At 58.8% G+C, this 26,348-nt stretch carries 24 protein-coding genes, 2 tRNA genes and 1 pseudogene; 18 read left to right on the top strand and 9 right to left on the bottom strand.

Features of this window, described 5'->3' with window-relative positions; genetic code table 11:
* Positions 1 to 126: 126 nt before the first annotated feature.
* A complete protein-coding gene (locus ACIGDJ_RS08130; protein ID WP_397478547.1) occupies positions 127 to 1,791 on the bottom strand; it encodes an OFA family MFS transporter in 1,665 nt (554 codons plus the stop codon).
* A 630-nt stretch (positions 1,792 to 2,421) separates the two neighbouring features.
* Between ACIGDJ_RS08130 and ACIGDJ_RS08125 the strand changes: the two genes are divergently transcribed.
* The 9 genes from ACIGDJ_RS08125 (at position 2,422) to ACIGDJ_RS08085 (ending at position 9,793) form a co-directional block, all read left to right on the top strand.
* On the top strand, positions 2,422 to 4,638 hold the full coding sequence (locus tag ACIGDJ_RS08125) for an AsmA family protein (RefSeq protein ID WP_397478548.1): 2,217 nt from the start codon (positions 2,422 to 2,424) through the stop codon (positions 4,636 to 4,638).
* Positions 4,635 to 5,702 carry an A/G-specific adenine glycosylase gene (gene mutY / locus ACIGDJ_RS08120; RefSeq protein ID WP_397478549.1) on the top strand — a complete coding sequence of 356 codons (1,068 nt, stop codon included), beginning with the start codon at positions 4,635 to 4,637 and terminating at the stop codon, positions 5,700 to 5,702. Before ACIGDJ_RS08125 ends, mutY begins: the two co-directional genes overlap by 4 nt.
* A complete protein-coding gene (locus ACIGDJ_RS08115; protein WP_101156793.1) occupies positions 5,699 to 5,971 on the top strand; it encodes an oxidative damage protection protein in 273 nt (90 codons plus the stop codon). Before mutY ends, ACIGDJ_RS08115 begins: the two co-directional genes overlap by 4 nt.
* 91 nt (positions 5,972 to 6,062) lie before the next feature.
* Positions 6,063 to 6,138, top strand: a tRNA-Phe gene (locus ACIGDJ_RS08110).
* 125 nt (positions 6,139 to 6,263) lie between these two features.
* Positions 6,264 to 6,611: a hypothetical protein gene (locus ACIGDJ_RS08105; RefSeq protein WP_397478550.1), complete on the top strand. Its 348-nt coding sequence runs from the start codon at positions 6,264 to 6,266 to the stop codon at positions 6,609 to 6,611.
* A 179-nt stretch (positions 6,612 to 6,790) separates the two neighbouring features.
* Entirely contained in the window at positions 6,791 to 7,849 is a 1,059-nt protein-coding gene (locus ACIGDJ_RS08100; RefSeq protein ID WP_397478551.1) for a YhcG family protein, read from the top strand.
* 67 nt (positions 7,850 to 7,916) lie between these two features.
* Positions 7,917 to 8,891, top strand: coding sequence for an alpha/beta fold hydrolase (locus ACIGDJ_RS08095; RefSeq protein ID WP_312998013.1), 975 nt, complete (start codon positions 7,917 to 7,919; stop codon positions 8,889 to 8,891).
* A gap of 29 nt (positions 8,892 to 8,920) precedes the next feature.
* The gene (locus ACIGDJ_RS08090) at positions 8,921 to 9,334 is read left to right on the top strand and encodes a hypothetical protein (RefSeq protein ID WP_312998016.1); all 414 of its coding nucleotides are present in this window, start codon (positions 8,921 to 8,923) and stop codon (positions 9,332 to 9,334) included.
* 6 nt (positions 9,335 to 9,340) lie between these two features.
* The gene (locus ACIGDJ_RS08085) at positions 9,341 to 9,793 is read left to right on the top strand and encodes a hypothetical protein (RefSeq protein ID WP_312998018.1); all 453 of its coding nucleotides are present in this window, start codon (positions 9,341 to 9,343) and stop codon (positions 9,791 to 9,793) included.
* A gap of 71 nt (positions 9,794 to 9,864) precedes the next feature.
* Here ACIGDJ_RS08085 and gabP read toward each other — a convergent pair whose 3' ends face one another.
* On the bottom strand, positions 9,865 to 11,256 hold the full coding sequence (gene gabP, locus ACIGDJ_RS08080) for a GABA permease (protein ID WP_101156804.1): 1,392 nt from the start codon (positions 11,254 to 11,256) through the stop codon (positions 9,865 to 9,867).
* Between the two features lie 543 nt (positions 11,257 to 11,799).
* Here gabP and ACIGDJ_RS08075 point away from each other — a divergent pair.
* From ACIGDJ_RS08075 to ACIGDJ_RS08045, 7 genes and pseudogenes are all read left to right on the top strand, one after another.
* Positions 11,800 to 12,572: pseudogene (locus ACIGDJ_RS08075) on the top strand (ABC transporter ATP-binding protein).
* A 13-nt stretch (positions 12,573 to 12,585) separates the two neighbouring features.
* Positions 12,586 to 13,338 carry an ABC transporter substrate-binding protein gene (locus ACIGDJ_RS08070; protein ID WP_101156806.1) on the top strand — a complete coding sequence of 251 codons (753 nt, stop codon included), beginning with the start codon at positions 12,586 to 12,588 and terminating at the stop codon, positions 13,336 to 13,338.
* 77 nt (positions 13,339 to 13,415) lie between these two features.
* Positions 13,416 to 14,111 carry an ABC transporter permease gene (locus ACIGDJ_RS08065; protein WP_101156808.1) on the top strand — a complete coding sequence of 232 codons (696 nt, stop codon included), beginning with the start codon at positions 13,416 to 13,418 and terminating at the stop codon, positions 14,109 to 14,111.
* Positions 14,108 to 14,797 (top strand): ABC transporter permease, encoded by a 690-nt coding sequence (locus tag ACIGDJ_RS08060; RefSeq protein WP_016772145.1) that lies wholly within the window; start codon positions 14,108 to 14,110, stop codon positions 14,795 to 14,797. The genes ACIGDJ_RS08065 and ACIGDJ_RS08060 overlap by 4 nt, the downstream gene beginning before the upstream one ends.
* Positions 14,778 to 16,010 carry a methyltransferase gene (locus ACIGDJ_RS08055; RefSeq protein WP_397478552.1) on the top strand — a complete coding sequence of 411 codons (1,233 nt, stop codon included), beginning with the start codon at positions 14,778 to 14,780 and terminating at the stop codon, positions 16,008 to 16,010. Before ACIGDJ_RS08060 ends, ACIGDJ_RS08055 begins: the two co-directional genes overlap by 20 nt.
* A gap of 418 nt (positions 16,011 to 16,428) precedes the next feature.
* Positions 16,429 to 16,504, top strand: a tRNA-Thr gene (locus ACIGDJ_RS08050).
* Between the two features lie 411 nt (positions 16,505 to 16,915).
* A complete protein-coding gene (locus ACIGDJ_RS08045; protein WP_101156812.1) occupies positions 16,916 to 17,713 on the top strand; it encodes a lipopolysaccharide biosynthesis protein in 798 nt (265 codons plus the stop codon).
* Here ACIGDJ_RS08045 and ACIGDJ_RS08040 read toward each other — a convergent pair.
* Complete coding sequence (locus ACIGDJ_RS08040; protein WP_397478604.1) at positions 17,704 to 18,369, bottom strand: RES family NAD+ phosphorylase; 666 nt, start codon at positions 18,367 to 18,369, stop codon at positions 17,704 to 17,706. The genes ACIGDJ_RS08045 and ACIGDJ_RS08040 overlap by 10 nt on opposite strands.
* Positions 18,370 to 18,380: 11 nt before the next feature.
* The gene (locus ACIGDJ_RS08035) at positions 18,381 to 18,788 is read right to left on the bottom strand and encodes an antitoxin Xre-like helix-turn-helix domain-containing protein (RefSeq protein ID WP_397478553.1); all 408 of its coding nucleotides are present in this window, start codon (positions 18,786 to 18,788) and stop codon (positions 18,381 to 18,383) included.
* A gap of 322 nt (positions 18,789 to 19,110) precedes the next feature.
* Here ACIGDJ_RS08035 and ACIGDJ_RS08030 point away from each other — a divergent pair, with 322 nt between their 5' ends.
* The gene (locus tag ACIGDJ_RS08030; RefSeq protein WP_397478554.1) at positions 19,111 to 20,037 is read left to right on the top strand and encodes a LysR family transcriptional regulator; all 927 of its coding nucleotides are present in this window, start codon (positions 19,111 to 19,113) and stop codon (positions 20,035 to 20,037) included.
* On the opposite strand, the gene ACIGDJ_RS08025 is transcribed toward ACIGDJ_RS08030, so the two are convergent.
* The 5 genes from ACIGDJ_RS08025 to ACIGDJ_RS08005 form a co-directional block, all read right to left on the bottom strand.
* Positions 19,954 to 20,271: an AzlD domain-containing protein gene (locus tag ACIGDJ_RS08025; RefSeq protein ID WP_024011198.1), complete on the bottom strand. Its 318-nt coding sequence runs from the start codon at positions 20,269 to 20,271 to the stop codon at positions 19,954 to 19,956. The two genes, ACIGDJ_RS08030 and ACIGDJ_RS08025, sit on opposite strands and share 84 nt — an antisense overlap.
* Entirely contained in the window at positions 20,250 to 20,966 is a 717-nt protein-coding gene (locus ACIGDJ_RS08020; RefSeq protein WP_101156817.1) for an AzlC family ABC transporter permease, read from the bottom strand. Before ACIGDJ_RS08020 ends, ACIGDJ_RS08025 begins: the two co-directional genes overlap by 22 nt.
* Positions 20,963 to 21,340, bottom strand: a complete 378-nt coding sequence (locus tag ACIGDJ_RS08015) for a GNAT family N-acetyltransferase (protein ID WP_101156819.1) — start codon at positions 21,338 to 21,340, stop codon at positions 20,963 to 20,965. Before ACIGDJ_RS08015 ends, ACIGDJ_RS08020 begins: the two co-directional genes overlap by 4 nt.
* A gap of 79 nt (positions 21,341 to 21,419) precedes the next feature.
* Entirely contained in the window at positions 21,420 to 22,166 is a 747-nt protein-coding gene (locus ACIGDJ_RS08010) for a 2OG-Fe dioxygenase family protein (RefSeq protein WP_101156821.1), read from the bottom strand.
* A gap of 229 nt (positions 22,167 to 22,395) precedes the next feature.
* Positions 22,396 to 23,700 carry an OprD family porin gene (locus tag ACIGDJ_RS08005; RefSeq protein WP_101156823.1) on the bottom strand — a complete coding sequence of 435 codons (1,305 nt, stop codon included), beginning with the start codon at positions 23,698 to 23,700 and terminating at the stop codon, positions 22,396 to 22,398.
* Positions 23,701 to 24,212: 512 nt separating this feature from the next.
* On the opposite strand from ACIGDJ_RS08005, the gene ACIGDJ_RS08000 reads away from it, so the two are divergent.
* Complete coding sequence (locus ACIGDJ_RS08000) at positions 24,213 to 26,306, top strand: TonB-dependent receptor (protein ID WP_397478555.1); 2,094 nt, start codon at positions 24,213 to 24,215, stop codon at positions 26,304 to 26,306.
* The last annotated feature ends 42 nt before the right edge of the window (positions 26,307 to 26,348 follow it).

The following is a 26,348-nucleotide window of genomic DNA, read 5'->3' as shown; positions in this document are numbered from 1 at the left end:
GTGGGAGCGGGCTTGCCCGCGAAAGCGGTGGATCAGCCAACATTGATGTCGACTGACAGGACGCCTTCGCGAGCAAGCCCGCTCCCACAGGTTTGGTGGCGGCCTGAGGATTCTCAGGCCAACACCTTAGTGAAACAGTACCGCCGTCTTCTGCAGGGTCACCCACACACCCCACGCCAACGGAATACCCACCACCAGCCATGCCGCGATCGCCAGAGGCTTGGTGCCCGGCGCCGCTTTCCACTCCAGAACGGTGCTGGCATCGGCACCCTTGTCGTGGCCCAGCGCCTGTTCGGCGGCCAGTTCGGCGTCGGTCATGAAGTACTTGTCGGCCACCGGGCGCACCATCAGGTTGCACAGGAAGCCCAGCACCAGCAGGCCGGCGAGGATGTACAGGGTGATGTCGTAAGCGGCAGCGCGTTCCACGCCGATGCTCAACTGATATTCACGCAGGTAGTTGACCAGCACCGGACCGAGTACACCGGCAGCAGCCCAGGCAGTCAGCAGACGACCGTGGATCGCACCGACCATTTGCGTACCGAACAGGTCCGCCAGATACGCCGGCACCGTGGCAAAACCACCGCCGTACATCGACAGGATGATGCAGAACGCCGCCACGAACAGCGCGACGTTGCCCAGGTGGCCCATGTTCGGAATCAGCGCGTACAAGGCAAAACCCAAGGCAAAGAACACGAAGTAGGTGTTCTTGCGGCCCAGGTAGTCCGAGAAGGAGGCCCAGAAGAAGCGCCCACCGATGTTGAACAGGCTCAGCAGACCGGTGAAGCCCGCAGCGATCGCCGCGATCGAGGCCAGTTGGCCAGCGTCGAGTTGACCGAACGGCACATCAACGCCTAGCAGTTTACCGCCGAACACTTCCTGCAACAGCGGCGACGCCATGCCGAGGATGCCGATACCGGCAGATACGTTCAGGCACAGCACCAGCCAGACCAGACGGAATTGCGGAGTTTTCCACGCGACGTTCACGTGCACGTGACGGTTGGTGATCATCGCGTTCGAGGCTTTCTTCGCCGGCGCGGTCCAGCCTTCAGGCTTCCAGCCGGTTGGCGGCACGCGGTAGGACAGTGCGCCACCGATCATGAACACGAAATAGATCGCAGCCATGGCCACGAAACTCTGCCATACGCCCACGCCTTCAGCCGAAGCGAAGTGGCTCATCAGCGCAGTCGCCAACGGTGCACCGACCATCGCGCCGCCACCGAAACCCATGATCGCCATGCCGGTCGCCATACCGCGCTTGTCCGGGAACCACTTGATCAGGGTCGACACCGGCGAGATATAACCCAGGCCCAGACCGATGCCGCCGATCACGCCGGAGCCGATCCACATCAGCCAGATCTGGTGGGTATAGATACCCAGCGCGGAAATCAGCAGACCACCGCACCAGCACAAGGCCGAGACCACGCCCGCTTTACGAGGCCCGGCGTGTTCCAGCCAGCCACCCCAGATCGCTGCCGAGCAGCCGAGGAAGATGAAGAACAGCGTGTAGATCCAGCCGAGCATGGAGATCGGCCAGTCGCAGTTCGACGAAAATACCTGTGCGATGAAGCTCATGTCCGGCGCGCAAGCCACCGGCGAGGTAACGCCGAGTGCCTTGGACAGCGGCAACCAGAACACCGAGAAGCCGTAGGCCATGCCGATGCACAGGTGAATGGCCAAAGCGGCCGGTGGAACCAGCCAGCGGTTGAAACCGGGCTTGGCGATGATGCGTTCCTTGGACAGGAACGCAGGCTGGTCGGCTTTGAGGCCGTCCGCCGTGATGCTCGTGCTCATTGTGTATCCCCCAATTGTTAGTATGGTTCGCCAGCCACTGCTCACCCTCGGCCTTATGCACGCAGGCATGACCGTTTTTTGAGGTGAAGCTCCTTGAAGGCGCGACGTTAAGTCGCAGACGGGCGGACGAACTGGCGAAGGTTACCATTCTCAGGTGACAGAAAAACCAAACTGATATCACCTTTTTTCTGTCAGCTGCGTCCGTCCCCTGAAGGAGCTGCGGAACGCTGCGATCTTTTGATGTATTTGAAAAATGCCAAAATCAAAAGATCGCAGCGTTCCGCGGCTCCTACAGTCGGCATTTCAACGGGGTTACCATGCCGGATGTTGTTGAGGTGTCTGACGACAGATATATGCATTTGGTACTTGTCCCATTTATGCGTGCGAAAAGTTACCCATCGCCTCGGTGTGGCTGAACAGCGGGTGAACCAAGCGCCGAAAAAGGCGTCGCAAACGGGGGCCTGATTGCGCTTTCCGGCGCCAGCCGGGCACCCTCAAACACAGACGCCGGTGGCAAAGTGGCAGGTACCGTTGCCGACCCTCGGCAGATGACGCCACACCGAACCGGGTGCCGGCAGCGCTATACTCCCCGGCCATATGACCAATTCGACTAACTACAAGGACTCGCCCATGAAAGCGTTCGGCAAAATCCTGGGTCTGGTACTTCTCGGGCTGTTGCTGATCATTGTGGCGGCAGGTTTTGCCCTGACCCACCTCTTCGATCCCAACGACTACAAAGACGAGATCCGCCAGATAGCCCGCGACAAGGCCCACATCGAGCTGACGCTCAATGGCGATATCGGCTGGAGCCTGTTCCCGTGGCTCGGCCTGGAATTGCACGAAGCCAGCGTCGCCACCCTGGCCAAACCTGCCGAACCGTTTGCCGACCTGCAGATGCTCGGCCTGTCCGTGCGCGTGCTGCCGCTATTGCGCCGCGAGGTGCAGATGAGTGACGTGCGTGTGGAAGGCCTCAACCTGCGCCTGAACCGTGACAAGAACGGCCACGGCAATTGGGAAGACATTGGCAAGGTCCCAGTGGCGCCCGGCTCGACTCCACCCGCCACGCCGGGCGCGACCGCCAGCGAGCCGACCGTCGCCGTGGAAAAACCGGCGCAACCGATCCGCCTCGACATCGACAGCCTGACCGTCAACAACGCCCGCGTTGAGTACACCGACGAGCTGACCGGCAAGCAGTTCAGCGCCGAAAGCATCCAGTTGAGCACCGGCCCGGTCCACGAATCGACCAATATCCCGGTGAAAGCCACTGCATTCCTCGGCACCAACCAACCGGTGCTGCGCGTACGCACCGAGCTCAACGGCGAGCTGCGCTTCGAGCGCGCACTGCAGCGCTACAAGTTCGAAGACATGAAACTCACTGGCGAACTCGCTGGCGATCCGCTGCAAGGCAAGACCATGACCTTCTCTGCTCAGGGCCAGTTGTTGCTGGACAAAGCAGCTAACGTCGCCGAATGGACCGGCATCAAGATCTCCGCCAACCAGCTTCGCGCCTTGGGCGAACTAAAAGCCAACGACCTCGACAAGACGCCGCAGATCACCGGCGGCATTTCCATTGCCCAATTCGATCTGGCGAAATTCGTCGACAGCGTCGGCCAGACACTGCCGGCCATGGCTGAGGGCAGTCTGAGCAAGGTTGAACTGGTCAGCCGCATCGCGGCGACGCCCAGCAGCATCGCCTTCGACAACATCAACCTGAAGCTCGACGACAGCAGCATCAGCGGCCGTATCGCCGTCGAAGACTTTGCCAAGCAATCGTTGCGGATGATCCTCAAAGCCGACACCTTCAACGCCGACCGTTATCTGCCGCCAAAATCGGCGCAGGCCAACAGCGCCACGCAAACGCGTCAGGCCGAAGTTGCCAGCACCGAGGCCGGTGCCGTCGCAGGCACCACGCCGCTGCCGGACAAACCGAGCAAAACCGCCTGGAGTACCGAGCGCCTGCTGCCGGTCGAACGCCTGGCCAAACTCGATGTGGACGCTGACCTGACCTTCGGCCAATTGACCCTCGACAAGTTGCCGATCGACAACGCCGCGCTCAAGGCCAGCGGTCAGGGCGGCCTGTTGACCCTGACCAATCTCAGCGGCGACTTGTACAACGGTGGATTTGTCGCCAACGGCACGCTCGACGTGCGCCCGAGTGCGCCGGTGTTGAATCTGCAGACCCGACTCAATCGCGTTCCCGCAGAAAAAATCATCGAAAGCCAAGGCAAGAACCCGCCGGTCAAAGGCCTGGTGACATTGACCAGCAGCTTCACCGGCAGCGGCAACAGCCAACAGGCGCTGATCGATACGCTCAACGGCAACGCCAGTTTCGTCATCAACAATGGCGTGCTGCTCAACGCCAACCTTGAGCAGCAACTGTGCAAAGGCATCGCCACGCTCAATCGCAAAACCCTCAGCGGCGAGCCACGCGGCAAGGACACTCCGTTCGAAGAACTCAAGGGCAATCTGACCGTGCGCAACGGCGTTGCCAACAACCCTGACCTGAAAGTGCGCATTCCCGGCATGACCGTCAACGGTGACGGCGATATCGATCTGCGCGTTTTGGGTATGGACTACCGCGTCGGCATCATTGTCGAGGGCGACACCAGCGCCATGCCCGATCCGGCCTGTCAGGTCGGCGACAAATTCGTCGGTATCGAGTGGCCCCTGCGCTGCCGTGGCCCGCTGGAACTGGGCGCAAAGGCCTGCCGCATCGACAATGACCGTCTCGGTCAGGTCGCCAGCAAGATGGCTGGCAACAAGCTCAGCGAAAAGATCGACGAGAAACTGGGCGACAAAGTCAGCCCGGAACTGAAAAACGCATTGAAGGGGCTGTTCAAGCGATGACAGCGGAGCAGTTTTCCACGGCGGTGCTGGAGTGGTTCGACCGCCATGGCCGCCACGATTTGCCGTGGCAGCAGGACATCAATCCGTATCGGGTCTGGGTTTCCGAGATCATGTTGCAGCAGACTCAGGTCAGCACGGTGCTCAATTACTTCGAGCGCTTCATGGCAGCGCTGCCAACGGTCCAGGCACTGGCCGAAGCCCCGGAAGACGAGGTACTGCATCTGTGGACGGGGCTGGGTTATTACACTCGCGCACGCAATCTGCAGAAGACCGCGAAGATCGTCGTCAGCCAGTACGCTGGCGAATTCCCGCGAGACGTGGAGAAACTCACCGAGCTACCGGGTATCGGCCTGTCCACCGCCGGCGCGATTGCCAGCATCAGCATGGGCCTGCGCGCGCCGATCCTCGACGGCAACGTCAAACGGGTGCTGGCGCGCTTCACCGCGCAGGAGGGTTACCCCGGCGAGCCGAAGGTCGCCAAACAGCTGTGGGCCAACGCTGAGCGCTTCACCCCGCACGATCGGGTCAACGCCTACACCCAGGCGATGATGGATCTTGGCGCCACACTCTGCACGCGCAGCAAGCCGAGCTGCCTGTTGTGCCCGCTGGAGCGAGGCTGCGAAGCGCATATGCTGGGCCTGGAAACCCGCTACCCGATCCCCAAGCCGCGCAAGGCCATCCCACAGAAGCGCACGCTGATGCCGATGCTCGCCAATGGCGACGGCGCGATTCTGCTTTATCGCCGCCCGTCCTCGGGGCTGTGGGGCGGTTTGTGGAGCCTGCCGGAACTGGATGATCTGGAAGATCTGCAACATCTGGCCGATCAGCACTCGCTGACCATGGGCCAGCAGCAAGCACTGCCGAGCCTGGTCCATACGTTCAGCCATTTCCAGTTGTCCATCGAACCCTGGCTGGTTCAGGTGCAGGAGGCCAGTCATCACGTGGCCGAGGCCGACTGGCTCTGGTATAACCTCGCCACCCCGCCGCGCCTGGGCCTTGCTGCCCCGGTCAAGACCTTGCTCGAACGCGCGGCCGCCGTCTTGAATGCAGGAGAATCGCCATGACCCGCACCGTAATGTGCCGCAAGTACAAAGAACAACTGCCCGCGCTGGAACGCGCCCCGTTCCCGGGTGCCAAGGGCCAGGACATTTTCGACCACGTCTCGGCCAAGGCCTGGGCCGACTGGCAGAAACACCAGACCCTGCTGATCAACGAAAAGCGCCTGAACATGATGAACGCCGAAGATCGCAAATACCTGCAGGGCGAAATGGACAAGTACTTCTCCGGCGAGGAATACGCCAAGGCCGAAGGCTACGTGCCGCCAGCCGAATAACCCGCAGATTTCGTAAGCGACGGAATTAATTTAAGAAATTTTCAAAAAGTCGTTGACGTAAATCCGAAAAACCCTTTTAATGCGCCCCGTTGCCCAGATAGCTCAGTCGGTAGAGCAGGGGATTGAAAATCCCCGTGTCGGCGGTTCGATTCCGTCTCTGGGCACCAAATACCGAAAACCCTGAATCGCAAGATTCGGGGTTTTTTTATGCCTGCGATTTAATGAGGCTGGTTTCGCACCGCTTGATCCGCGCTACCATCAGCCCCCCTTACGGAAGAGGGTCATCCCCGCCATGAACCAGAAACGAACCCGCGTGCCCCTGCCCCATCCGCCGCCGCCCCGGGAAGGTCTGGTGTCCAGAGGACTGGCAATGATGATTTGCCTGTTTCTGATCGGTACCGGCGCGTTGCTGGGCTACTCGGCCATCGATGGCGTTATCCACGAGACGATCACCACCGCCACGCGCGGCGGGCCGGCCAAGGTCTACACCCTCGCCATGCAGCCGGGCGCGTACTGGTTTCATGTCGTACTTCAAGGTCTGTTCGGCATGTTACTGATGGCCGCAGGCCTGGCGTGGCACAGACTGACGCGCATCGACAAACCCGCGGCCAGAACCAAACGCAAATCAGGTTCGCGCTAACGGTTGTCGCCACGCGTACGAAATGGACTACAGACGTCAGCCCGGCAAAGCTTCGGTCCTCGGCAACGTCCTGCAATCGCCATCTCCTCTTCCTGCGGACTTCACCGTCTCCCCCGACATACTCAAACGGCGACAATCGTCATGCTTTTGCGTCTGTTCACTCTGACGCGGAAGACCCGATGAGCCAGCTCATACCTGCTGACACGCAAGACCCGAAAGTCGATTCACTGCTGGGCGAACTGGGCGAGTTGATTCGCCAGGCGCGGCAAAAAGTCCTGCGCGCGGTTGATACGATTCAAGTGCAGACTTGCTGGCAGATCGGCCGGCATATTGTCGAGTTTGAGCAAAAAGGCGCTCAGCGGGCAGGCTATGGTCAGCAGTTGCTGGCGCTGCTGGCGAAGGATCTGACGGAGCAGTTCGGGAAGGGCTTTGACGCCTCCAATCTGCGCTACATGCGCCTCTTTTATCAGGCGTTTCCAATTCGTGACGCACTGCGTCACGAATTGAGCTGGACCCATTACCGTCGCCTGCTACGCGTCGAAAGCGAGAAAGCGCGCCTGTGGTACATGAACGAATGTGCCGACCTCAACTGGTCGAGCCGCGCCCTTGATCGGCAGATCCTGACGCTCTATTACGAGCGCCTGCTCATGAGTCAGGACAAAACCGAAGTGGTCGAGGAAGCGACCACCAACATCAACGCGATGAAATGCAATCCACGGGAATTCATTCGCGATCCGGTCATGCTCGAATTCCTCGGCCTGCCCTCGGCGGGCAAAGTCAGGGAAAGCGGCCTCGAACAAGCTCTCATCGATCACCTGCAAAGCTTTCTGCTTGAACTGGGCAAAGGCTTCTCCTTTGTCGCTCGGCAACAACGCATGAGCACTGACGGCGTTGATCTCTACATCGATCTGGTGTTCTACAACTACCTGCTCAAGTGCTTCGTGATTATCGACCTCAAACGCGGCAAGCTCAGCGCCCGCGACGTCGGGCAGATGGACATGTATGTACGCATGTACGACGAGCTCAAGCGCAGCGAGGGCGACAAGCCGACTGTCGGCATCATTCTGAGCGCCGAGAGCAACGACTCGGTTGCGCGTTATTCGATGCTCAAGGGCAATGAGCAACTGTTCGCCAGCAGTTACAAAACGATATTGCCGAGCGAAGAAGAGTTACGCGCCGAGCTGAACCGCGAACAGGCGCTGATTGAAGAACGCTTGCTCACCCAATCCGCTGAATAAACCGGCTGGATTGTTCACAGGCACCACTGAGACTATCGTTGGCAACTCTCCGCCGAGGTCACGCGCCATGAGCAGTCAGCACACAACCGAACTGGAAGATGTGGAATTGAGCCAACCGGTTCTGACTGCAAGCGAAGGTATTTCCTTCAAGGAAACCGCCGATGACGGCTATGCACTGGGCGGTTTCACCTGGCGCCACACCTCGCCCAACCCGCAACGCCCGGTGGTCATCATCAACGCCGCCACGTCCGTGCGTTGCCGTCACTACTCACGATTCGCGGCTTACCTGTTCAGCCATGGCTTCGACGTGATGACCTACGACTACCGCGGCATCGGCGAATCGCGCCGCGCTTCGATCAAAGGCTTGAACGCGTCATGGACGGATTGGGGCGCACTGGATTTCGAAGCGATGCTCAAACGTGCGCAGCGGGAGTTTCCCGGGCAGCCGATCGATGTGGTCGGCCATAGCTTCGGCGGTTGCGCGGCGGGGCTCGCCGAATCCGGCAGAGTCATCCGACGGTTGGTCACTGTCGGCGCGCAGTTTGCGTACTGGCGCGATTACGCTCCCGAGCAGCGCTGGCGCATGTTGGGCAAATGGCATGTGGTCATGCCTTTGTTGACGCTGCTCTGCGGCTATTTCCCCGGCAAGCGGCTCGGCTGGCTGGAAGACACGCCAAAGGGCGTTGTACACGACTGGAGCACGCCTGCCGCGCGGTTCGAACAGCGCCCGAGCGGTCGCGTTCTGATGCAGAAGACCGGTGCCCTGCCCTTCACCAACGTCCGCGCGCAAACTCTGGCCATCAGCATCAGCGACGACCCTTACGGCACGATCCCGGCCATCGAACGCCTGCTCGACTACTTCAGCAACGCGGCAAAAACCCACCTGCGTATCGAGCCGCCGGACATCGGCGAGCAACAAGTCGGACATTTCGCCTTTTTTCGCAGCGCATACCAAGCCACACTATGGCCCATCGCTCTGACCTGGCTGCAGACCGGCGCACTGGCCCCCGACACACCCGGACGGCAAGTCCCGCGCAGCTGAGCCCTTCTCCACGCACGACGGAACACACCATGGCCTCCGCCAACAAGCAGCAAAAACGCGCCGCCCGGGCCAAGACCAAGGCCAAGCAGAACCGCACCAAACGCGCCGAGACGCCGGTCGAACTGGATCCGAACGACGACCGCATCGACTTCGAATCGGTGGACCTGACCGAGCTGTTCAAGAAAATGATCGACGCCGAGAAGATCAGCCAACAAGCCATGTGCACGACCTTCCTCGAAGATCCGCTCTTGGAACTGGTGTATGAGCAGGAAGGCGAAGAAGGTGCGATGGATTTCATCCTCGCCGCGCTGATCGAGTATCGCCAGTGGTCGCAGGAAACCGACGAAGCCGGCGCGCTGGCGTGGATCGAATCCCCGGCCTTCCAGGCCGACTATGTAGCGGCGTCCGACGCGATCGCCGCACAAACCCAACAGAAGAACTGAGTTCCCATGGCATCCCTGAACAAGCAACACAAACGCGCCAAACGCGCCAAGGCCAAAGCCAAGCAAATCCGCATGGTCGGTCGTAAACCGCTGGATCAGGACGAAGACCTCGGCCACCTCGCCGAGCCGATCCCGGAATACACCCTGGCGATGTTCAGCAAAATGCGCGACGCCGAAGCCGTCAGCCGCAACGACATGCTGCTGACGCTGCTGCGCGAACTGGCCTTCATCATCGTCGACCATCCTGAACTGCTGGACATGGAAAACGCCGACAACGAAGGCATGGCCGCCACCCACCTGGCCGCCGACATGCTCATCGACTACCGCATGTGGGCCGACGGCATGACGATCGAAGAAGCCCAGGCCTGGCTGAGCGAACCGCAGTTCATCACCGATTTCGGGGTGGCGCTGGATGCTTATGGCAAATCAGTGGACTCGCCGGAAGAAAAGAGCGAATAAATCCTGCGCAGAAACAAAAACGGCCGCTCGTCATCCCTGACAGCGGCCGTTTTCACATCACGCGTTGCGACTCAGTTCAACACCACCGCACCACGCTTTTCCAGCTTGCGACGGCGCGATACCAGCAGGCCGGCAGCCACCACCAGCAGGCTCAGCAGGCCGGTGGCGAGGATTTCCACGCGATGGGCTTCCTGGAACAGCATGATGGTCAGCGCCGCGACGATGAAGATGATCACCGCCCAGGTCAGGCCCGGGAACAGCCACATGCTGAAGACGATCTTCTCGCCGCGCGCCATGCGCTGTTTGCGCATACGCAGTTGCGAGAAGGCGATCACCAGATACACCAGCAGCGCGATGGCGCCGGAGCTGGCCAGGAGGAATTCGAACACCGCGGCCGGCGCCACGTAGTTGGCGAAAGTGCAGAGGAACGCGGCGCCGGTCGACAACATCACCGCCCAGTAAGGCGTCCCGCTTTTGTTGGTGCGGGTCGACATGGCCGGGGCATCGCCGCGTTTGCCGAGCGAGAACAGCATGCGCGAAGACGTGTACAGCGCCGAGTTCAGGCAACTGGTCACCGCGACCAGCACGACGATATCGACGATCATCTTGGCGTTCGGGATGCCCATGCGCTCAAGTACGGTCTGGTAGGAACCCAGGTTGGCCAGCGTAGGATCGTTCCAGGGCACCAGCGCCACGACGATGAAGATCGACACCAGATAGAAAAGGCCGATCCGCCAGATCACCGAGTTGGTCGCTTTGGAGATCTGCTTGCCCGGGTCTTTCGATTCCGCCGCCGCGATGGTGACGATTTCGGTGCCCATGAACGAGAACATGGTGGTCAGGATCGCGCCCAATACAGCGCCCATGCCATTAGGCAGGAAGCCACCGCTGTCGAACAGATGCGACACACCGCTGACCTGACTGGTCGGCAGGAAGCCAAAAATCGCCGCCAGCCCGAGGCCGATGAAGCCGATGATCGCCAGCACTTTGATCAGGGCGAACCAGAACTCGAATTCGCCGTAGTTCTTCACGCTGAACAGGTTGGTCACGGTCAGCAGCATGGTGATGACCAGAGCGAAGGCCCAAATGTCCACGCCCGGGAACCATGCGTGGAGGATGGTTGCGGCGGCATTGGCCTCCAGCGGAATCACCAGCACCCAGAACCACCAGTACAACCAGCCGATGGTGAAACCGGCCCAGTGGCCGATCGCGCGGTCAGCGTAAGTCGAGAACGAACCGGTGTCCGGCGAGGCGACGGCCATTTCGCCGAGCATGCGCATCACCAGCACCACCAGAGTACCGGCGGCGGCGTAAGCCAGCAGCACGGCCGGGCCGGCGGCAGCAATGGCGTGGCCGGAGCCGACAAACAGACCGGCGCCGATCACACCGGCGATCGACAACATGGTCACATGACGCGGTTTGAGCCCCTGTTCGAGGCCAGTGGAGCTTGGGGTACTGCTCATAGAGACTACCTTTGCAAGGAAAGCGAGTGCATCCGGCCGGTCTGAAAAATTCTTTCTCGTAAAAAGAATCCAACGGGCTGTTCCTTATTCTGCACGCAATATTTGCGCCAAAATGTTTCAAGTCCTTGGGGGCCGGGGGTTACGACATCCGATGCAAGTCCTTGAGTTTAATGGCTATTCGCCAAAGCGTTACCCGGCGACTCACTTTAAGGACAAATCAGCGCACCAGAAACACACAGAAAAAGTGTGTGTCGCACAGAAAAAGGGCGAATAAGGAACGTTCAGCCGGATAGCGCTTCCAACACCCCGCCAAAGCTGGCAACATCGCGCCTTTTTTTACGCGGCACCCAAGGGTTTGCACGTCAAACACCCGTTCGGTTGTTGATGGGGCGACAGTCTGCTGCGCCGATGCGACAACCCGCCACCTGCCATCCGTTTACCGCTCGTAGCGCTGTTGGCTGCCATTGAAACGCTATGCTAGCTTGGCCGCCTCGCCAGGAAGGCCCGCCAACAGCAGGAGCGCAACATATATGAGGAACGCACATGGCTGAGGCCACGCCCGCGCTTGAAATCCGCAACTGCACAAACGCTACGGACAGCTTGAGGTGCTCAAAGGCATCTCGCTGACCGCCCGCGACGGCGACGTGATCTCGATCCTCGGCTCTTCCGGTTCCGGCAAGTCCACGTTCCTGCGTTGCATCAACCTGCTGGAAAACCCCCACCAGGGCCAGATCCTGGTGGCTGGTGAAGAACTCAAGCTCAAAGCCGCCAAAAATGGGGAACTGGTTGCCGCCGACGGCAAGCAGATCAATCGCCTGCGCTCGGAGATTGGTTTTGTATTTCAAAACTTTAATCTGTGGCCGCACATGAGCGTGCTCGACAATGTCATCGAAGCCCCGCGCCGCGTGCTCGGCCAGAGCAAGGCCGAGGCCATCGAAGTTGCCGAAGCCCTGCTGGCCAAGGTCGGCATCGCCGACAAGCGCCACGCCTACCCGGCGCAATTGTCCGGTGGCCAGCAACAGCGCGCAGCCATCGCCCGCACACTGGCGATGCAGCCGAAAGTGATCCTGTTCGACGAACCCACCTCCGCGCTTGACCCGGAAATGGTTCAGGAAGTACTTAGTGTCATCCGCGCATTGGCCGAAGAAGGCCGCACCATGCTGCTCGTGACCCACGAAATGGGCTTCGCCCGTCAGGTCTCCAGCGAAGTGGTGTTCCTTCATCAGGGCCTTATAGAAGAGCAAGGATCGCCACAGCAGGTGTTCGACAACCCGCTTTCGGCGCGCTGCAAACAATTCATGTCCAGCAACCGCTAACGGAGCAACATGCATGCAGAATTTCAAGAAGGTCTTTCTCGCCGCCGCCGTCACCCTCGCGTTCAGCGCCGGTGCCATGGCTGAAACCCTGAAGATGGGCATCGAAGCGGCCTACCCGCCGTTCAACAATAAAGACGCCAGCGGTCAGGTGGTCGGCTTCGACAAGGAAATCGGCGACGCCCTGTGCGCGAAGATGAAAGCCGAATGCTCGGTCGTCACCTCTGACTGGGACGGCATCATTCCGGCCCTGAACGCGAAGAAATTCGACTTCCTGATCTCCTCGCTGTCGATCACCGAAGAGCGCAAGGCCGCGGTGGACTTCACCGACCCGTACTACTCGAACAAACTGCAGTTCATCGCGCCGAAAAATGTCGACTTCAAAACCGACAAGGACTCGCTCAAAGGCAAGAAGATCGGCACCCAGCGTGCGACGCTGGCGGGCACCTGGCTGGAAGACACCTACGGTGATGACATCTCGGTCAGCCTCTACGACACCCAGGAAAACGCCTACCTCGACCTGACATCCGGTCGTGTCGACGCGATCCTCGCCGACAAGTACGCCAACTATGACTGGCTGAAAACCGACGCCGGCAAGAACTACGAGTTCAAAGGCGACCCGGTGGTGGAAAGCGACAAGATCGGCATCGCGGTGCGCAAGGGTGACAACGAGCTGCGCAACAAGCTGAACGCCGCACTGAAGGAAATCGTCGCTGACGGTACCTACAAGAAAATCAACGACAAGTATTTTCCGTTCAGCATCTATTGATCTGACCTGTGGGACCGGCGCCGTGATCAAGCGACGCCGACTCCCGACTTTGCCTCCCGCAATTTGAACAGAAACCCATGATTATCGACCTCTACGGATTCGGCCCGGCGCTTGCCGCTGGTGCGCTGATGACCGTCCAACTGGCCCTGACCGCACTGTGCCTGGGCCTGGTGCTCGGCCTGCTCGGCGCCTTGGCCAAAACTTCTCCGTACAAGCCGCTGCAGTGGCTTGGCGGCATCTATTCGACGCTGGTGCGCGGCGTCCCGGAATTACTCTGGGTGCTGTTGATCTACTTCGGTACGGTCAACCTGATGCGCGCGCTCGGTGAATACTTCGGCAATCCCGACTTGCAACTCAATGCCTTCGCCGCCGGCGTGATCGCCCTGGGCCTTTGCTTCGGCGCCTACGCCACGGAAGTATTTCGCGGCGCGATTCTCGCCATTCCCAAGGGCCATCGTGAGGCCGGCCAGGCCCTGGGCCTGTCGAAATGGCGCATTTTTACCCGGTTGATCATGCCGCAGATGTGGCGCATCGCCCTGCCGGGCCTGGGCAATCTGTTCATGATCCTGATGAAAGACACCGCGCTGGTTTCTGTTATCGGCCTGGAAGAAATCATGCGTCACGCGCAGATCGGCGTGACTGTGTCGAAACAGCCGTTCACCTTTTATATGGTCGCGGCCGTCATGTATCTGGGCCTGACGGTGCTGGCGATGACCGGCATGCACTTCCTGGAAAAACGCGCCGCACGCGGCTTTGCGAGGAGCGCTCAGTGAACTGGGAAGTGATCATCAAGTGGCTGCCGAAACTGGCGCAAGGCGCGACGCTGACGCTGGAACTGGTCGCCATCGCTGTCATCGCCGGCCTGCTGCTCGCCATTCCGCTGGGCATCGCCCGCTCTTCGAAACGCTGGTACGTGCGCTCGCTGCCATACGCGTACATCTTCTTTTTCCGTGGCACGCCGCTGCTGGTGCAGCTGTTTCTGGTCTATTACGGCCTGGCGCAGTTCGACGCCGTGCGTGAAAGCGCTTTGTGGCCGTACCTGCGCGATCCGTTCTGGTGTGCGACGGTGACCATGACCCTGCACACGGCGGCGTACATCGCCGAGATTCTGCGCGGCGCGATACAAGCAATTCCGCCGGGCGAAATCGAAGCCGCGCGGGCCTTGGGCATGTCCAGGCCGAAAGCGATGTTCTACATTATCCTGCCCCGGGCAGCGCGCATCGGCCTGCCGGCCTACAGCAACGAAGTGATCCTGATGCTCAAGGCCAGCGCGCTGGCGAGCACCGTGACCCTGCTGGAATTGACCGGCATGGCCCGCACAATCATCGCTCGCACCTACTTGCCGGTGGAAATCTTCTTCGCCGCCGGCGTGTTCTATCTGGTCATGGCTTACGTGCTGGTTCGCGGCTTCAAGCTGCTGGAGCGCTGGCTGCGCGTCGATGCCTGCCAGGGCCGCTGAAACTTCCCACGTGCTGACGGGCGAGGACTTACTCGCCCGTTTCACGGCGCTGAATACTTTTCTGATTGAACATCAGGCGCTGTGGAAACCTCGGCCGTTCACGCATCTTTCGCTTGCCTGGGAAGCGTCCTACCCGGCCTTGTCGTCGTGGCTGCGCGAGCGATCGCTGGAAGATGCGGAACGCGCGCATAACCATCCTGCTGATCTTGTCGATGCGCCTGAGCCGTTTGCTTCATTGGCGACGTTGTCGGCGAGGTTGAGCGCGGTCGGTGAGTTGCCTTCACATGTGCTGGAAAACGCAGGTCATCGATTGAATGTCGATGTGCCTGGACGCAAGTGGCAGCAGATCGAGGCGTTTGCCAGTCGGTTGTCGTTCGCCGCGCAGCCCACGCATTGGCTGGACTGGTGCTCGGGCAAAGGGCACCTGGGGCGGCGCTTACTGGGTGAAGGGCAGCAACTGACCTGCGTGGAGTACGATCCGGCTTTGGTCATCAGCGGTCAGACGTTGAGCCAGCGTCATCATCTGCACGCTTTGCATGTTGAACAGGATGTTCTGGCAGCAGACGCAGCGACCGTTTTAAGCGCTCGACACACCCCCGTCGCCCTGCACGCCTGCGGCGATCTGCACGTACGCCTGATGCAATTGGCGAGTGCCGCCGAATGTCGGCAAATGGCAATCGCGCCCTGCTGTTACAACCGCATCAGTCGCAGCGAGTACCAGGCAATGTCCTCAGCGGGTTTGCGATCCGCCCTACAGCTATCGCTCGAAGACCTGGCGCTGCCGATGAGCGAAACCGTCACCGCCGGTGCACGAGTCCGACGCCAGCGCGACACCTCCATGGCACGACGCCTGGGGTTTGATCTGCTGCAACGGCAAGTGCGCGGCGTAAATGAATACCTGCCAACCCCATCCCTGCCCAGCGCCTGGCTGGACAAACCCTTCGCTGACTACTGTCGCGATCTGGCAGCGCTGAAAGAGTTATCCACAACGGACACGCCCGACTGGCAGGCGCTGGAAGCCGCCGGCTGGCAGCGGTTGGCCGAAGTCCGGAACCTCGAATTAGTCCGCGGGCTGTTCCGACGGCCACTGGAGCTTTGGTTGAATCTTGATCGAGCGCTGTTTCTCACCGAGCAAGGATATGACGTGCGCCTCGGCATCTTTTGCCAATCAATGCTCACACCACGCAACTTACTGCTGCTGGCCGAGCGTTGAGAACACCCTGAAGCCTGTGGATAACTCTGTTGATGGAAACTTCTTGGATCCAGTATCCCTGCCTGTTTCAAGCAACCATAAGCACTGATCATTTTTTGCTCGCATCAATAAAGAACTGCGAGAACAGCGATTTGCGGACAAGATGAGAATGAATTCATGAACATGAATTCGAACATCCTCCCTGCTTATCCATATGTGCATAACCTGCCCGTTGAAAGGTATAACCGCGTCAATTCAATGATTCACAAGCACAGAAGTCCGATATTTCCACGCACGCAGGCCATCCGACTCGGCATTTCGAGCAGTGCAACGCCGCGCACGGCAACCCTGCGTAAAAGACAATTTGATCTTCGCTCAAAAATAGTCTGAATTCAGGGGTTTACAGAATCAGCCCAATCGCTATAATCGTCGCCCACACGCCGGTATAGCTCAGTTGGTAGAGCAACTGACTTGTAATCAGTAGGTCCCGGGTTCGACTCCTGGTGCCGGCACCATACAAAACAAAGCCCCTGCAGAAATGCAGGGGCTTTGTTGTTTCCGGGGCGTGGGTATTTCGACAATTTCATTTCCAGTGCAAATAGTCCTCCACTCACACGTCGCCCGATTAGCCACACGTCCTTTGACACACATCCAAAGCATGCACTCCAACCGCCGGCCCGCCTGCGGATTCAAACTCGAGAACATCTGCAAGCCATCAATCTAAGTCACCCTATGAAGCCCTCGTAGATACGAGGGCTTTTTGCGTTTCAGGCCTGCCGAAAACCTGCGCACCTCACACCCGGTTGCCGAATGGGAACTAAATGCCGACTGCGGCAATCCCTAAACAGGTACTGAGCTGTGGAGCAGTCATGCCCCTTCATCTCGTAACGAATGGACTGAACGCATGACATGGACTTAAAGATCCGATGAATTCAACATCAGAAACGTCAAACGGCTCCGCACGCTCCCGGCGAATCAATGACTTTGCTGACTGCCGCAATATTGCTCACGGCGCTGTATTCATCATTGCTTCGGGCAACTCCGCGAAGGATTTTCCGATCAGAGAGTTCGCCGGCATTCCAATGATCACGGTGAACGGCGCGATATCAATGTTCATGGAAACGGGCATTGAACCGTTCTTCTACGCCTGCACCGATACCAGTTTTTCAAAGCAACAGCCTGAACTGTTTGCCTATGCGATGCGCATTAGTCAGCGCGTAGCTTTGTGGGGGAACCAGGCTGAGGAACTTGCCGTTGAACCGACGGGCGATCTCTATCTGCTCAAGAAAGCGCCCAAGCCAACACTGACTGAATGGCTACTGCGTATCGACAAGGATCTGGTACGTAATCGCGCTGTTCTGGGTAGCCGAAACCGGAGTATCGGATTCAGCAAAAACCTCGCTAACGGTTTCTTTGATGCTCGCACCGTTTTGTACCTCGCACTCCAGATTGCCTGTCACGCAGGTTTCTCCAAGGTGTTTTTGGTGGGAGCGGATATGAACCAGTCTGCCGGGCGCTTTTACGAGACTGATGGCAGCTCCATCTCCCCGTGCGGGCTGGACCAGCATTTTCATTCCAGAATTCTTCCATCTCTGAAACTCATGTCGGAGAAAGTCGTCGGCAGTAAGTTTGCCGTTTACAACTTGTCGCCCACTTCGCGAATTCCATCCAGCGTCATTCCCGTCAAAACCCTCGACGAAGTCAAAGCGATAATTCAGAGCTGACTGACCTCAAACACAAACGAAATCTTGCCCTGACTCGCATTCCAGACATAGCGCAAATGCTTGCCCTGCCTCGGAATCGAAACCGCCGGAGGCCGGAACGCCGCAACACATTCCTGCCCAGGCAAACGCACGCTGTTGTAGAGCAGGCCCCAGGATTGAGCATCGCGCAATTGCCGCGCAAATACCTGGGATGGCCCGTAGGCTTCGGGGTCGGGCTGATGCAAATGATCGAAGCCCCGGCGAACGTCATGCAGCGGTTTGATCACCTGATTGACGTAAGTGCGCATGGTCAATTCGAGGTCGGCTTCGTGGGTCGCGGCGAGAAAGCGCTCCTGATGAAAACAGGTTTCGGCGATGGCCGCTGCCTGGCTGCTGGCGGCGTAGTACACGCCAAAAGTACCGTCGCTGAAACGGCTGCGTTTACCGACATGAGTGAACGCGGCCATCACCGGACTGGAACCGGGGCCGGACAGACGATCTTCCGGGCGCACGCGAGCCAGTACGCCGGCCTGTTCGATCAGCCGATCATTGGTCAGCGCTTCGATGGCGTAGGCCACTTCGAGGTCTTCGGGGTCGAGGACGTCCTCGAACAGCGCAATCGGCGGGAAGCTGCTGTTGACGATGCGATAGGCCCGCGGCCACGGCACATCGACCAGCGCCGGGGTTTTCAACCGCGCACTCCGTCGAGGTAGCGGCGCACATCGGCAATGTCGACCACCCGGCCCGCCAGCATGTAGTCGATGGCAGTTTTGCCATTGAACGGTGCCGCCATGTTAGGGCTGCTGACCCAAGCGTAAGCGCGCTCGCGGCTGTTGCTGAAGATGATGCTCAGCGCCTTGTGAATGCCCATCAAGTAAGAAATGCGCTCGAGGGTGTCATGGGGCAGGCGTATGTTTGGCAGGTGCTTGTATTTATAGAACGTAGTGTTGCCGACTCCTCCGAGCAGGGTGCGCTGTTGCTCGGCGTTGCAGCCCCAATGTTCCATGAGGTTGAAAAAGAACTTCAGCGCAACGCGGCCAGCTTCGGGGGCGTCAAGTTGTTCGCGCGGGTTTAACGCTGTAGATGAAGTTGGCATCGGGCCGCCTCCAGAGAAATCATCGTGTCGTGAGAGTAGTACATATCGGTACCTTTGCTAAAAATCAATACACAAACGGACGATAAAGCAGGCTGAACAAACCGTCTTTCCTGCAAAAATATTCCGTCCTTTTTTGATCTCCATCACCCCCACCCAGCCAAAAAACCCGATCCTCCGTCAGCCTCCAGCCATCGGCGGGGAAATCAATTCACTACTAAATCCGCGACAACTATGCTCAGGTGCAGGAATATAGCCGGCATATGGCGCCGTTTCGGTCGTTTCGTAAACAACAATACCCAGCCCACTTCAGAGGGCATTACCCATGGATAGCAGAACCTTACGCAACCTCATGCGCATCGTGCAGACCGGCTCGTTGTCGGCTGCAGCCGAGCATTCGTGCCTGACCGTGCAGGCCTTGGCTGCACAGTTGAACAAGGTCGAAGAACAGTTCGGTTTCCGCTTGTTTCGTCGTTCCAACAAGGGCCTGACGCTGACACCGCAAGGCACGGAGCTCACGCCTTACATCGACAAAGTGTTGATCGCCACGCGACAGATGGAAGAAAAGGTCGAGGCGCTGAAGGTGCCGGGACAGCGCACATTGAAGGTGGCGCTGAACAACACGCTGTCGCCTGACTTCAACCGGCGCATGATCGGACGTCTGATCGAGGTGTTTGCCGATTACCAGATGGAATTCAGCTACGCCGAGTCGATGGAAAATCTCAGCAAGCTGAAGAACGAAGATTTCGACCTTGCCGTGCTCATTGGCCCACAACGCCCGGGACTGCCGAGCATCGTGCTGCCAGACGTGCAGGTACAGGTGGTCGGTGCCCATTGCGGACAGGAGAACGATCCGCTGACCTTGCTTGGCAACAAATTCCAGGTGCGTCCTGCGGAAGACTGTCCGTATTCCCACAGCTTTTTGCGTTTTCTCGACGCTGGGCTGGGCAACCACGAGAATGGCCAGCGCATGGTCTATTCCTGCAGCGAAACCCTGACGTTGTCGCTGATTACGCAGATGGACGCAGTCGGCATGGTCTCGCGTGAAGCGGCGCAGAAGAACGGTCTGACAATTTTTCCCGGTTTCGAGGACTTTCTCGAAGTGCGCCTGGCGGTGAACAATCCGGAGTTGTCGAGCCAGGCGTTGAGCGATGTCGTCGATTTGCCGTTACATAAACGAGCCGAGCGCAATGTACGCAGCCGTCCCCACCGCCACACTGAGAAAGAGGTTTTTGCTGAAATACGCACATAGCAACGTCGGAATTGCGGCATAGAATTCCGGGCGATCGAGCTGAATCTGCCGGTCCTTGATCAACAGGGGCGTGAGGCTGATCGCAGCGACGATCGCCACCGGCAAATATTCCAACGCCCGCGCCACGAACGGCGGCCAGTGTTCGGTGTTGATCTGCAGCGGCAAGGCGCGCGGCAGAAAGGTCACGGCCATCATCAGCACCACCACCAGAATCAGGAACGTTTGGTCAGGCATACACCTACTCCGCAGCCCACGAACGTGGCGATAAATACGTTGAAGGGCGAACTGCCGATCAAGCTCAGGGCGCCCATGCAGACGACGGCAGCGGCCGCTGCGATCAGCTTGTTGCGCGTGTTGCACAGCGAGACCAGCACGTAGAGCATCATCGCCGTCAGCGCATAGTCGAGCTGATATTTGATCAGATGCGCCGCGTATTGCGCGCAGACCGCGCCAAGCAAACCGCCGAGCACCCAGGAGGTGTGGCAGAACAGGTTGAAACCGATCAGGTAACGCACATTGACCGGGGCGCCTGTGCCGAGTTTGACGCTGTGCAAAGCGAAGGATTCATCCGTCAGGCCACCAGCGTATGCCCAACGCTCCATGCGGCTCAAACCAAGGGCTCGCAAGGCCTTGGCCATGTACACCGACATCAGCATGTGCCGCGCATTGATCAGGAAAGTGGTCAGCACAATGGTGGTCAGCGATGCGCCGCTGGAGATCAGCGCCAGCGCAGCGAATTGCGAAGCGCCAGCATAAACAAACAAGCACATCGCCACTGGCAGCCACATCGGCAGCCCGGCGTTGACCGCCATCAGCCCGAAGACAAACGACACGGTGAAGTACCCGGCGACCACCGGGCTGGCTTCGGCAAACGTGCGCGACGGCTGGTGAGTCGCCATCAGCGGCGCGCTGCCGGACCTTTCATTCATAGATCCCTCTCAAATGTTCGTTCGCCGTGAGGTTCGCAAAAACCCTGGGCGGTCCAGAATCGCTTGCCCGCGAGGTTAGCATCGTCGACGAACAGAAACATCCGCAGCACCCCGACCCGCTTCATGTCGGATGACGCGGCTTCGACCAGGCGCTGGCCCACACCCTGGCTGCGATAGCGCGGGCTGACAGCCAGATGATTGATCGTGCCGCGACTGCCGAGCATGCCGCCCAGCACCGCGCCGACGATTTCGCCGTCGACATCGAACGCCAGATACGCCGTGGTGGTTTTCTGGATCAATACACCGCGCAGGCATTTGGCGTCCTGCCATTGGCAGAACGACACTTCGTCGAACTGGCGGAAGAAGCGTTCCATGCGCTGGGCATCCTTGGCGGTAGCGCGGCGCAATACCACAGGCGTTGAGCACTCGACGCCGTCGATTGGGGTGATCTGATTAGCGAACAATGTCGAAAGCGGTCCCGGGCCGCGAGAAGGAAATCGCCAGAATCTGCCGGTACGCCATGGCATGAGTGTGGGTGTTGCGCGCCGGAGTCACGTAATGGCGCATGTCGCGATCGAGGAAGTAAGTGGTATCGAGAATTTCCTCGTAAGTGGTCGCTGCCAGTTGCTGCTGATGGACGTCGTATAAGCGACTCTCCGCACCCTCGACATTATTGCGCCCCCAGAAGTGCACACCGCTGAACGGATAGCCATCGCAGTGAATGCCTTCCGGGGTGATTTCCAGCTGTTTGCCGGGTTTGATCTCGATGCGGATCTGATGAATCTGGCACTGCCAGATTTCATCGTGCAACTCTTCCGGCAGCACGCTTTTGTACACTTCGAAATCAGTGTCGATCAGGCTGCGCATCACCGGCGAAGTAATCACTTCCTCGGAAAAGTCCTGGAAGTGGCGCACCACGCCGCCGACATAGGCATTGTTCTCTTTCGATTGCACATAGGGGCGATGCTCAAGCTGGGTGAGTCCGCGGGTTTTCGGGTTGTATTCAAAGTCACTGTAACGACGGTAGCGCATGCCGGCTTCGGCCTGACCGTAGTAACTGTCAGGCTCCATGTTTTCCCAACTTTTGGTCAGTCTGACGAAGTCGGCAAAATGACCGTAGAGATTGAAGTCACCACCCTGGACGTTGACAAATTTGTCGCGCCGTAGCGATTCGCCCACTTCTCTGTTCAAAACGATCATTACCAATTCTCCGCTGCGTTGAACGCCCTAATCTATTAGGTGGAGAAATGGCGTCCATGAGAAAGAATTTCAGGCATTTGAAACACTGCTTGAAACGAAATCTGCAGCGCTTTAAAAACAACTTTCACATGACAAAAACACTGGTTTTTCCGGTTTCCGTCGAAAAAACGTCGAAAAAAAACCCCGAGCGAATCGGGGTTTTCTCATTTCTCTTACAGCGGATCGATCATCAGAAGATGTTGATCGGGTAGTCCACGAATACACGCACCTCGTTACCGCTGACGTTGTATTCACTGGATTTCTGCGACACACGCAGGATCGAGCTGCGCAGCTTCACGCTCAGGTCTTTGGCCGGGCCACTTTGCACGACGTACTTGAACTGGTTGAAGATTTCGCGCTCGGTGCCGCCTTCGCTGGTGGAGGTGGTGATGTTGTCGCCACGTACGTAAGCAAAGTTGTAGCTCAGACCCGGAACGCCAAACGAACCGAAGTCCAGGCCGTAGCCCAGTTGCCAGCTGCGTTCGTCTTCGGCGTTGAAGTCGGACCAGTAGGAGTTGGCCAGGTAGATGGAGTTACCACCGTCGCCGACACGACCCTGATCTTTCTGGTAACCGCCATAGGCGTAACCGAGGTTGCTGTCGCCAGTGGAACGCTGATGCGCCACGGTGAACGAGTGCGGGCCGGTGGCGAACGTGGCTGCCAGGCTCCAGATCTTGTTGTCGCGACCGGTGACGATGCTTTCGCCCGGCACGGTGTTTTCTCGCACGTACGAGCTGTCGAGTTTGGTGCGATAGCCGTTGAAGTCCAGGGTCAGCGACTGATCCTTGTTGAACGGGATGACGTAGTTGGCATTCACGTATTGTTTCTTCAGGACGTCTTCGACGTCGGACGCATACAGAGCGCCTTTGAAGTTTTCGGTGAACTGATAGCTGCCGCCCAACACGTTGATCGACTTCAGACCGCCGCTGTCACGGCCTTCATCGCTCTTGCGCGACTCGGCGGTGAAACGACCGGCGTTCAATTCCAGACCTTCGATCTCACGGGAAGTGACCAGAGTCCCGGTGTAACTTTCCGGCAGCAGACGCACGTTGTCGTAGCTCAGCACCGGCAAGGCCGGCATCTGGTCGCCGTAGGTCAGCACGGTGTTGGAGAAACGGAATTTGACCGCGGCGCCGCCCTTGGCGATGTCGTGGTTCGCGCGACCGTCATTTTCCTGCCTGAAGAAATCGATACCGCCAGCGCCGCTGCGGCCCTTGCCGCCATCCAGACGCAAGGCGTACAGACCGAAAGCGTCCACACCGACACCGACAGTGCCTTGGGTGAAGCCCGACGAGAACGTACCGATGGCCGCTTGGCCCCATTCGGCCTTGTCCTTGTTTCCGTCTTTGTAATCACGATTGATGTAGGCGTTGCGCAGCAGCACTTTCAGGCTGCTGTCTTCAACGAAGCCCTTGGATTCGGCCTGGTCGTTTGCCATGGCCTGTGTAGCACTCAACATCCCCAGTGCGATCAGACTGATTCGCTTGTTCAACATTTTGTTTTCCTTATCACGGGTTGAAACGCGCTGTGTCGAACGGCTGAAACGGCGCTTTTGCACTCTTGTATTCACCCCGAAACAAAAAGACCCGCCACCGATGATTCATGGCGGGCCTGCTCCTTTTTTTGATTCATGGCGGTTAGCCACAGGCGTTGGGCCGAATCGTAGCCGCGCCCTGAACAGTGTGTCAATTTCAAGAATCGTCTAGAAACAAGCAGAAATCTTCTAAGAAATGGAAATTTTGCGCTGGCGGCTTGCTGTTAAATGCGTGGAGCCAGTGAATCCGCTGCGTGACAGACGTAGCGTACCTACGCCTGACTGGAAAAGGGGATGTATTACAATTTTCTTCCGAACCCGGCCGACCTGTGAATCTGACAAAGTTGGATCAAAGCAGACATAAGTTGAAACAATCAACCAAGTGAAGTAACAAGGAATAATTAACGGAAGCAAATGCAAAGCATTACCATCCGCGCGATCGAATTCTCCCACCCTCTCGGATGCGCTGTTAAATGCCTGCCCCGTTCTGTCTCACGCCCTTGACCCTTGGGCTTTGTGCTTTGCTGTCCAGCGGTTTTGCCTTCGCTGCAACCGAATTACCCGCTACTGCGATCAACGCCGAAGCGCAGGCGGATGACCCGCGAGTAAGGCTCAGTAACACCGCGACGCGCACCGCCACGCCGGTGCGTTATGTGCCGCAGGCGATCGATTCGATCAAGACTTCGAACGTCGCCAACTACGGCACCAATGATATTGGCGACGCATTGAGCGGCATGCCCAACGTCAGCAGCAGCGCCGACACCCGCTTCGACAGCCTGCGCATCCGTGGCTTCGATGCCAGCAACGACTTTTATCTGGACGGCATCCGCGACGACAGCCAATACAAGCGCGACCTGCACAATATCGAGCGGGTCGAAGTGCTCAAAGGCCCGGCCGCAGTGCTGTACGGCCGCGGCAGCCAAGGCGGGATCGTCAACCGCGTGAGCAAAATGCCCGAGTTCGGCCGCCGCTCGACGATCGAGGCCCAGGGCGGCAGCGAAGATTTGCGCAGTCTTTACGCCGACCTCAGCACCGACCCGAGCGAGAACATCAGCCTGCGCCTGAACATGGGCAACATGGACGAAAACAGCTTCCGCGATGGCGTCAGCGGCAATCGCCAATTGTTCGCACCCTCGATGAGCTGGCAATTGACCCCCGATCTGAACTGGCTGGTGCAGTACGAATACAGCCGCTACAACCGCACGCCGGATCGCGGCATACCCGGCGTCAACGGCCGGCCGGCGGACGTAGGTCGGGATACCACGTATGGCAACGATCACGACTTCATCGACGACAAGGCGCAATCGCTGCGTTCGAAACTCACTTTTGAGCTCAACGACAGCTGGCAACTGCGCCAGACACTGGGCGTATTCAAGCTCGACAGCGATTTCGACAACACCTACCTCACCGGCTACACGCCAGCGACCAACAAGGTCACGCGTCAGCACTGGCAGCAGGACCTGACCACCCGCAACGTCTACAACAACCTCGAACTGGAAGGTGGCTTCGATACTTTCGGCCTTGAGCATCGCCTGCTGACCGGCGTCGAGATCGGTAGTCAACGCCGCGATCCGACGTTGTATAACGCCGCCACCGGCCGAACGCCCGGTGCGCAACCCGTTCCGTCGCTCGATCTGTACAGCCCCAACCGCGATCTTCGCCACACCGGCAGCATGCAGGTGGCCAGCAGCAGCCATACCGAAGTGGAGAGCCGCGCGGTGTACGTGCAGGATCAACTGCGCTTGAACGACCAATGGCAACTGCTCGGTGGTTTACGCTACGACACCTTCGCTATCGAATCGACCAACAAAATGCGCAATATCTCTGAGGATCGCGACAGCCACAGCACCAGCCCACGCGTCGGTCTGGTCTGGACGCCGCTGCAGAATCACTCGTTCTACGCTTCGTGGTCGAAGACCTTTTCGCCGGTGGGCGGCGGCTTGATTGGCATCACACCGGGCGCGGCCGGTAATACCAACGACCTCAGCCCCGAACTGACCAAGCAGAAAGAAATCGGCGTGAAGAGCGATTGGCTCGATGACCGTTTGAGTACCACCCTGGCCGTTTACGATCTTGAGCTCTACAACCGCCGAACTGCCGATCCGAACGACCCGACCCTGACGGTAATGTCCGGTCTGCAACGCTCACGCGGTATCGAATTGACCGCCACCGGCAACCTCGTCGGCAACTGGTACGTGCGCGGTGGCGTCGGCGTGCAGGACGCAACCATCGAGAAGGACAACAACGGCCTGGAAGGCAAGCGCATCAACAACGTCGCCAAGCGCAACGCCAGTCTGTTCCTGACCTGGAAACCGGAAATGGGCTGGTACGGCGAGACCGGCCTGACCCTCGTTGGCCAGCGTTATGCCGACAATGCCAACACCGTGGTATTGCCAGGATATGGTCGCTGGGATGCGCTGGTCGGTTACCGGATGAAGGAGTGGGATCTGCGTGCGGCGCTGAACAACATTGCTGATCGCGAGTATTACGCCTCAGCGACCAGCCAGTATCAGATCCAACCGGGTGCGCCACGCAGTGTCGTGATGACCGGCACCTACAGTTTCTGATTGCACATAACATCTGGTGGGAGCAAGCCCCCTTCCACAGGT

The organism is Pseudomonas sp. NPDC079367 (genome assembly GCF_044542195.1).
GTDB lineage: Bacteria > Pseudomonadota > Gammaproteobacteria > Pseudomonadales > Pseudomonadaceae > Aquipseudomonas.
This window is presented reverse-complemented; position numbering and strand designations above follow the sequence as displayed.

What these genes read in the sequence shown, in the direction of transcription:
- ACIGDJ_RS08115 (WP_101156793.1), top strand. Translation starts at nt 5,699, where the DNA reads ATGACCCGCACCGTAATGTGCCGCAAGTACAAAGAACAACTGCCCGCG.
- ACIGDJ_RS08105 (WP_397478550.1), top strand. Translation starts at nt 6,264, where the DNA reads ATGAACCAGAAACGAACCCGCGTGCCCCTGCCCCATCCGCCGCCGCCC.
- ACIGDJ_RS08085 (WP_312998018.1), top strand. Translation starts at nt 9,341, where the DNA reads ATGGCATCCCTGAACAAGCAACACAAACGCGCCAAACGCGCCAAGGCC.
- ACIGDJ_RS08020 (WP_101156817.1), bottom strand. Translation starts at nt 20,966, where the DNA reads ATGAATGAAAGGTCCGGCAGCGCGCCGCTGATGGCGACTCACCAGCCG.
- ACIGDJ_RS08130 (WP_397478547.1), bottom strand. Translation starts at nt 1,791, where the DNA reads ATGAGCACGAGCATCACGGCGGACGGCCTCAAAGCCGACCAGCCTGCG.
- ACIGDJ_RS08095 (WP_312998013.1), top strand. Translation starts at nt 7,917, where the DNA reads ATGAGCAGTCAGCACACAACCGAACTGGAAGATGTGGAATTGAGCCAA.
- ACIGDJ_RS08030 (WP_397478554.1), top strand. Translation starts at nt 19,111, where the DNA reads ATGGATAGCAGAACCTTACGCAACCTCATGCGCATCGTGCAGACCGGC.
- ACIGDJ_RS08005 (WP_101156823.1), bottom strand. Translation starts at nt 23,700, where the DNA reads ATGTTGAACAAGCGAATCAGTCTGATCGCACTGGGGATGTTGAGTGCT.
- ACIGDJ_RS08065 (WP_101156808.1), top strand. Translation starts at nt 13,416, where the DNA reads ATGATTATCGACCTCTACGGATTCGGCCCGGCGCTTGCCGCTGGTGCG.
- ACIGDJ_RS08035 (WP_397478553.1), bottom strand. Translation starts at nt 18,788, where the DNA reads ATGCCAACTTCATCTACAGCGTTAAACCCGCGCGAACAACTTGACGCC.
- ACIGDJ_RS08045 (WP_101156812.1), top strand. Translation starts at nt 16,916, where the DNA reads ATGAATTCAACATCAGAAACGTCAAACGGCTCCGCACGCTCCCGGCGA.
- ACIGDJ_RS08090 (WP_312998016.1), top strand. Translation starts at nt 8,921, where the DNA reads ATGGCCTCCGCCAACAAGCAGCAAAAACGCGCCGCCCGGGCCAAGACC.
- ACIGDJ_RS08125 (WP_397478548.1), top strand. Translation starts at nt 2,422, where the DNA reads ATGAAAGCGTTCGGCAAAATCCTGGGTCTGGTACTTCTCGGGCTGTTG.
- ACIGDJ_RS08070 (WP_101156806.1), top strand. Translation starts at nt 12,586, where the DNA reads ATGCAGAATTTCAAGAAGGTCTTTCTCGCCGCCGCCGTCACCCTCGCG.
- ACIGDJ_RS08010 (WP_101156821.1), bottom strand. Translation starts at nt 22,166, where the DNA reads ATGATCGTTTTGAACAGAGAAGTGGGCGAATCGCTACGGCGCGACAAA.
- ACIGDJ_RS08055 (WP_397478552.1), top strand. Translation starts at nt 14,778, where the DNA reads ATGCCTGCCAGGGCCGCTGAAACTTCCCACGTGCTGACGGGCGAGGAC.
- gabP (WP_101156804.1), bottom strand. Translation starts at nt 11,256, where the DNA reads ATGAGCAGTACCCCAAGCTCCACTGGCCTCGAACAGGGGCTCAAACCG.
- ACIGDJ_RS08015 (WP_101156819.1), bottom strand. Translation starts at nt 21,340, where the DNA reads ATGGAACGCTTCTTCCGCCAGTTCGACGAAGTGTCGTTCTGCCAATGG.
- ACIGDJ_RS08000 (WP_397478555.1), top strand. Translation starts at nt 24,213, where the DNA reads ATGCCTGCCCCGTTCTGTCTCACGCCCTTGACCCTTGGGCTTTGTGCT.
- ACIGDJ_RS08100 (WP_397478551.1), top strand. Translation starts at nt 6,791, where the DNA reads ATGAGCCAGCTCATACCTGCTGACACGCAAGACCCGAAAGTCGATTCA.
- ACIGDJ_RS08025 (WP_024011198.1), bottom strand. Translation starts at nt 20,271, where the DNA reads ATGCCTGACCAAACGTTCCTGATTCTGGTGGTGGTGCTGATGATGGCC.
- mutY (WP_397478549.1), top strand. Translation starts at nt 4,635, where the DNA reads ATGACAGCGGAGCAGTTTTCCACGGCGGTGCTGGAGTGGTTCGACCGC.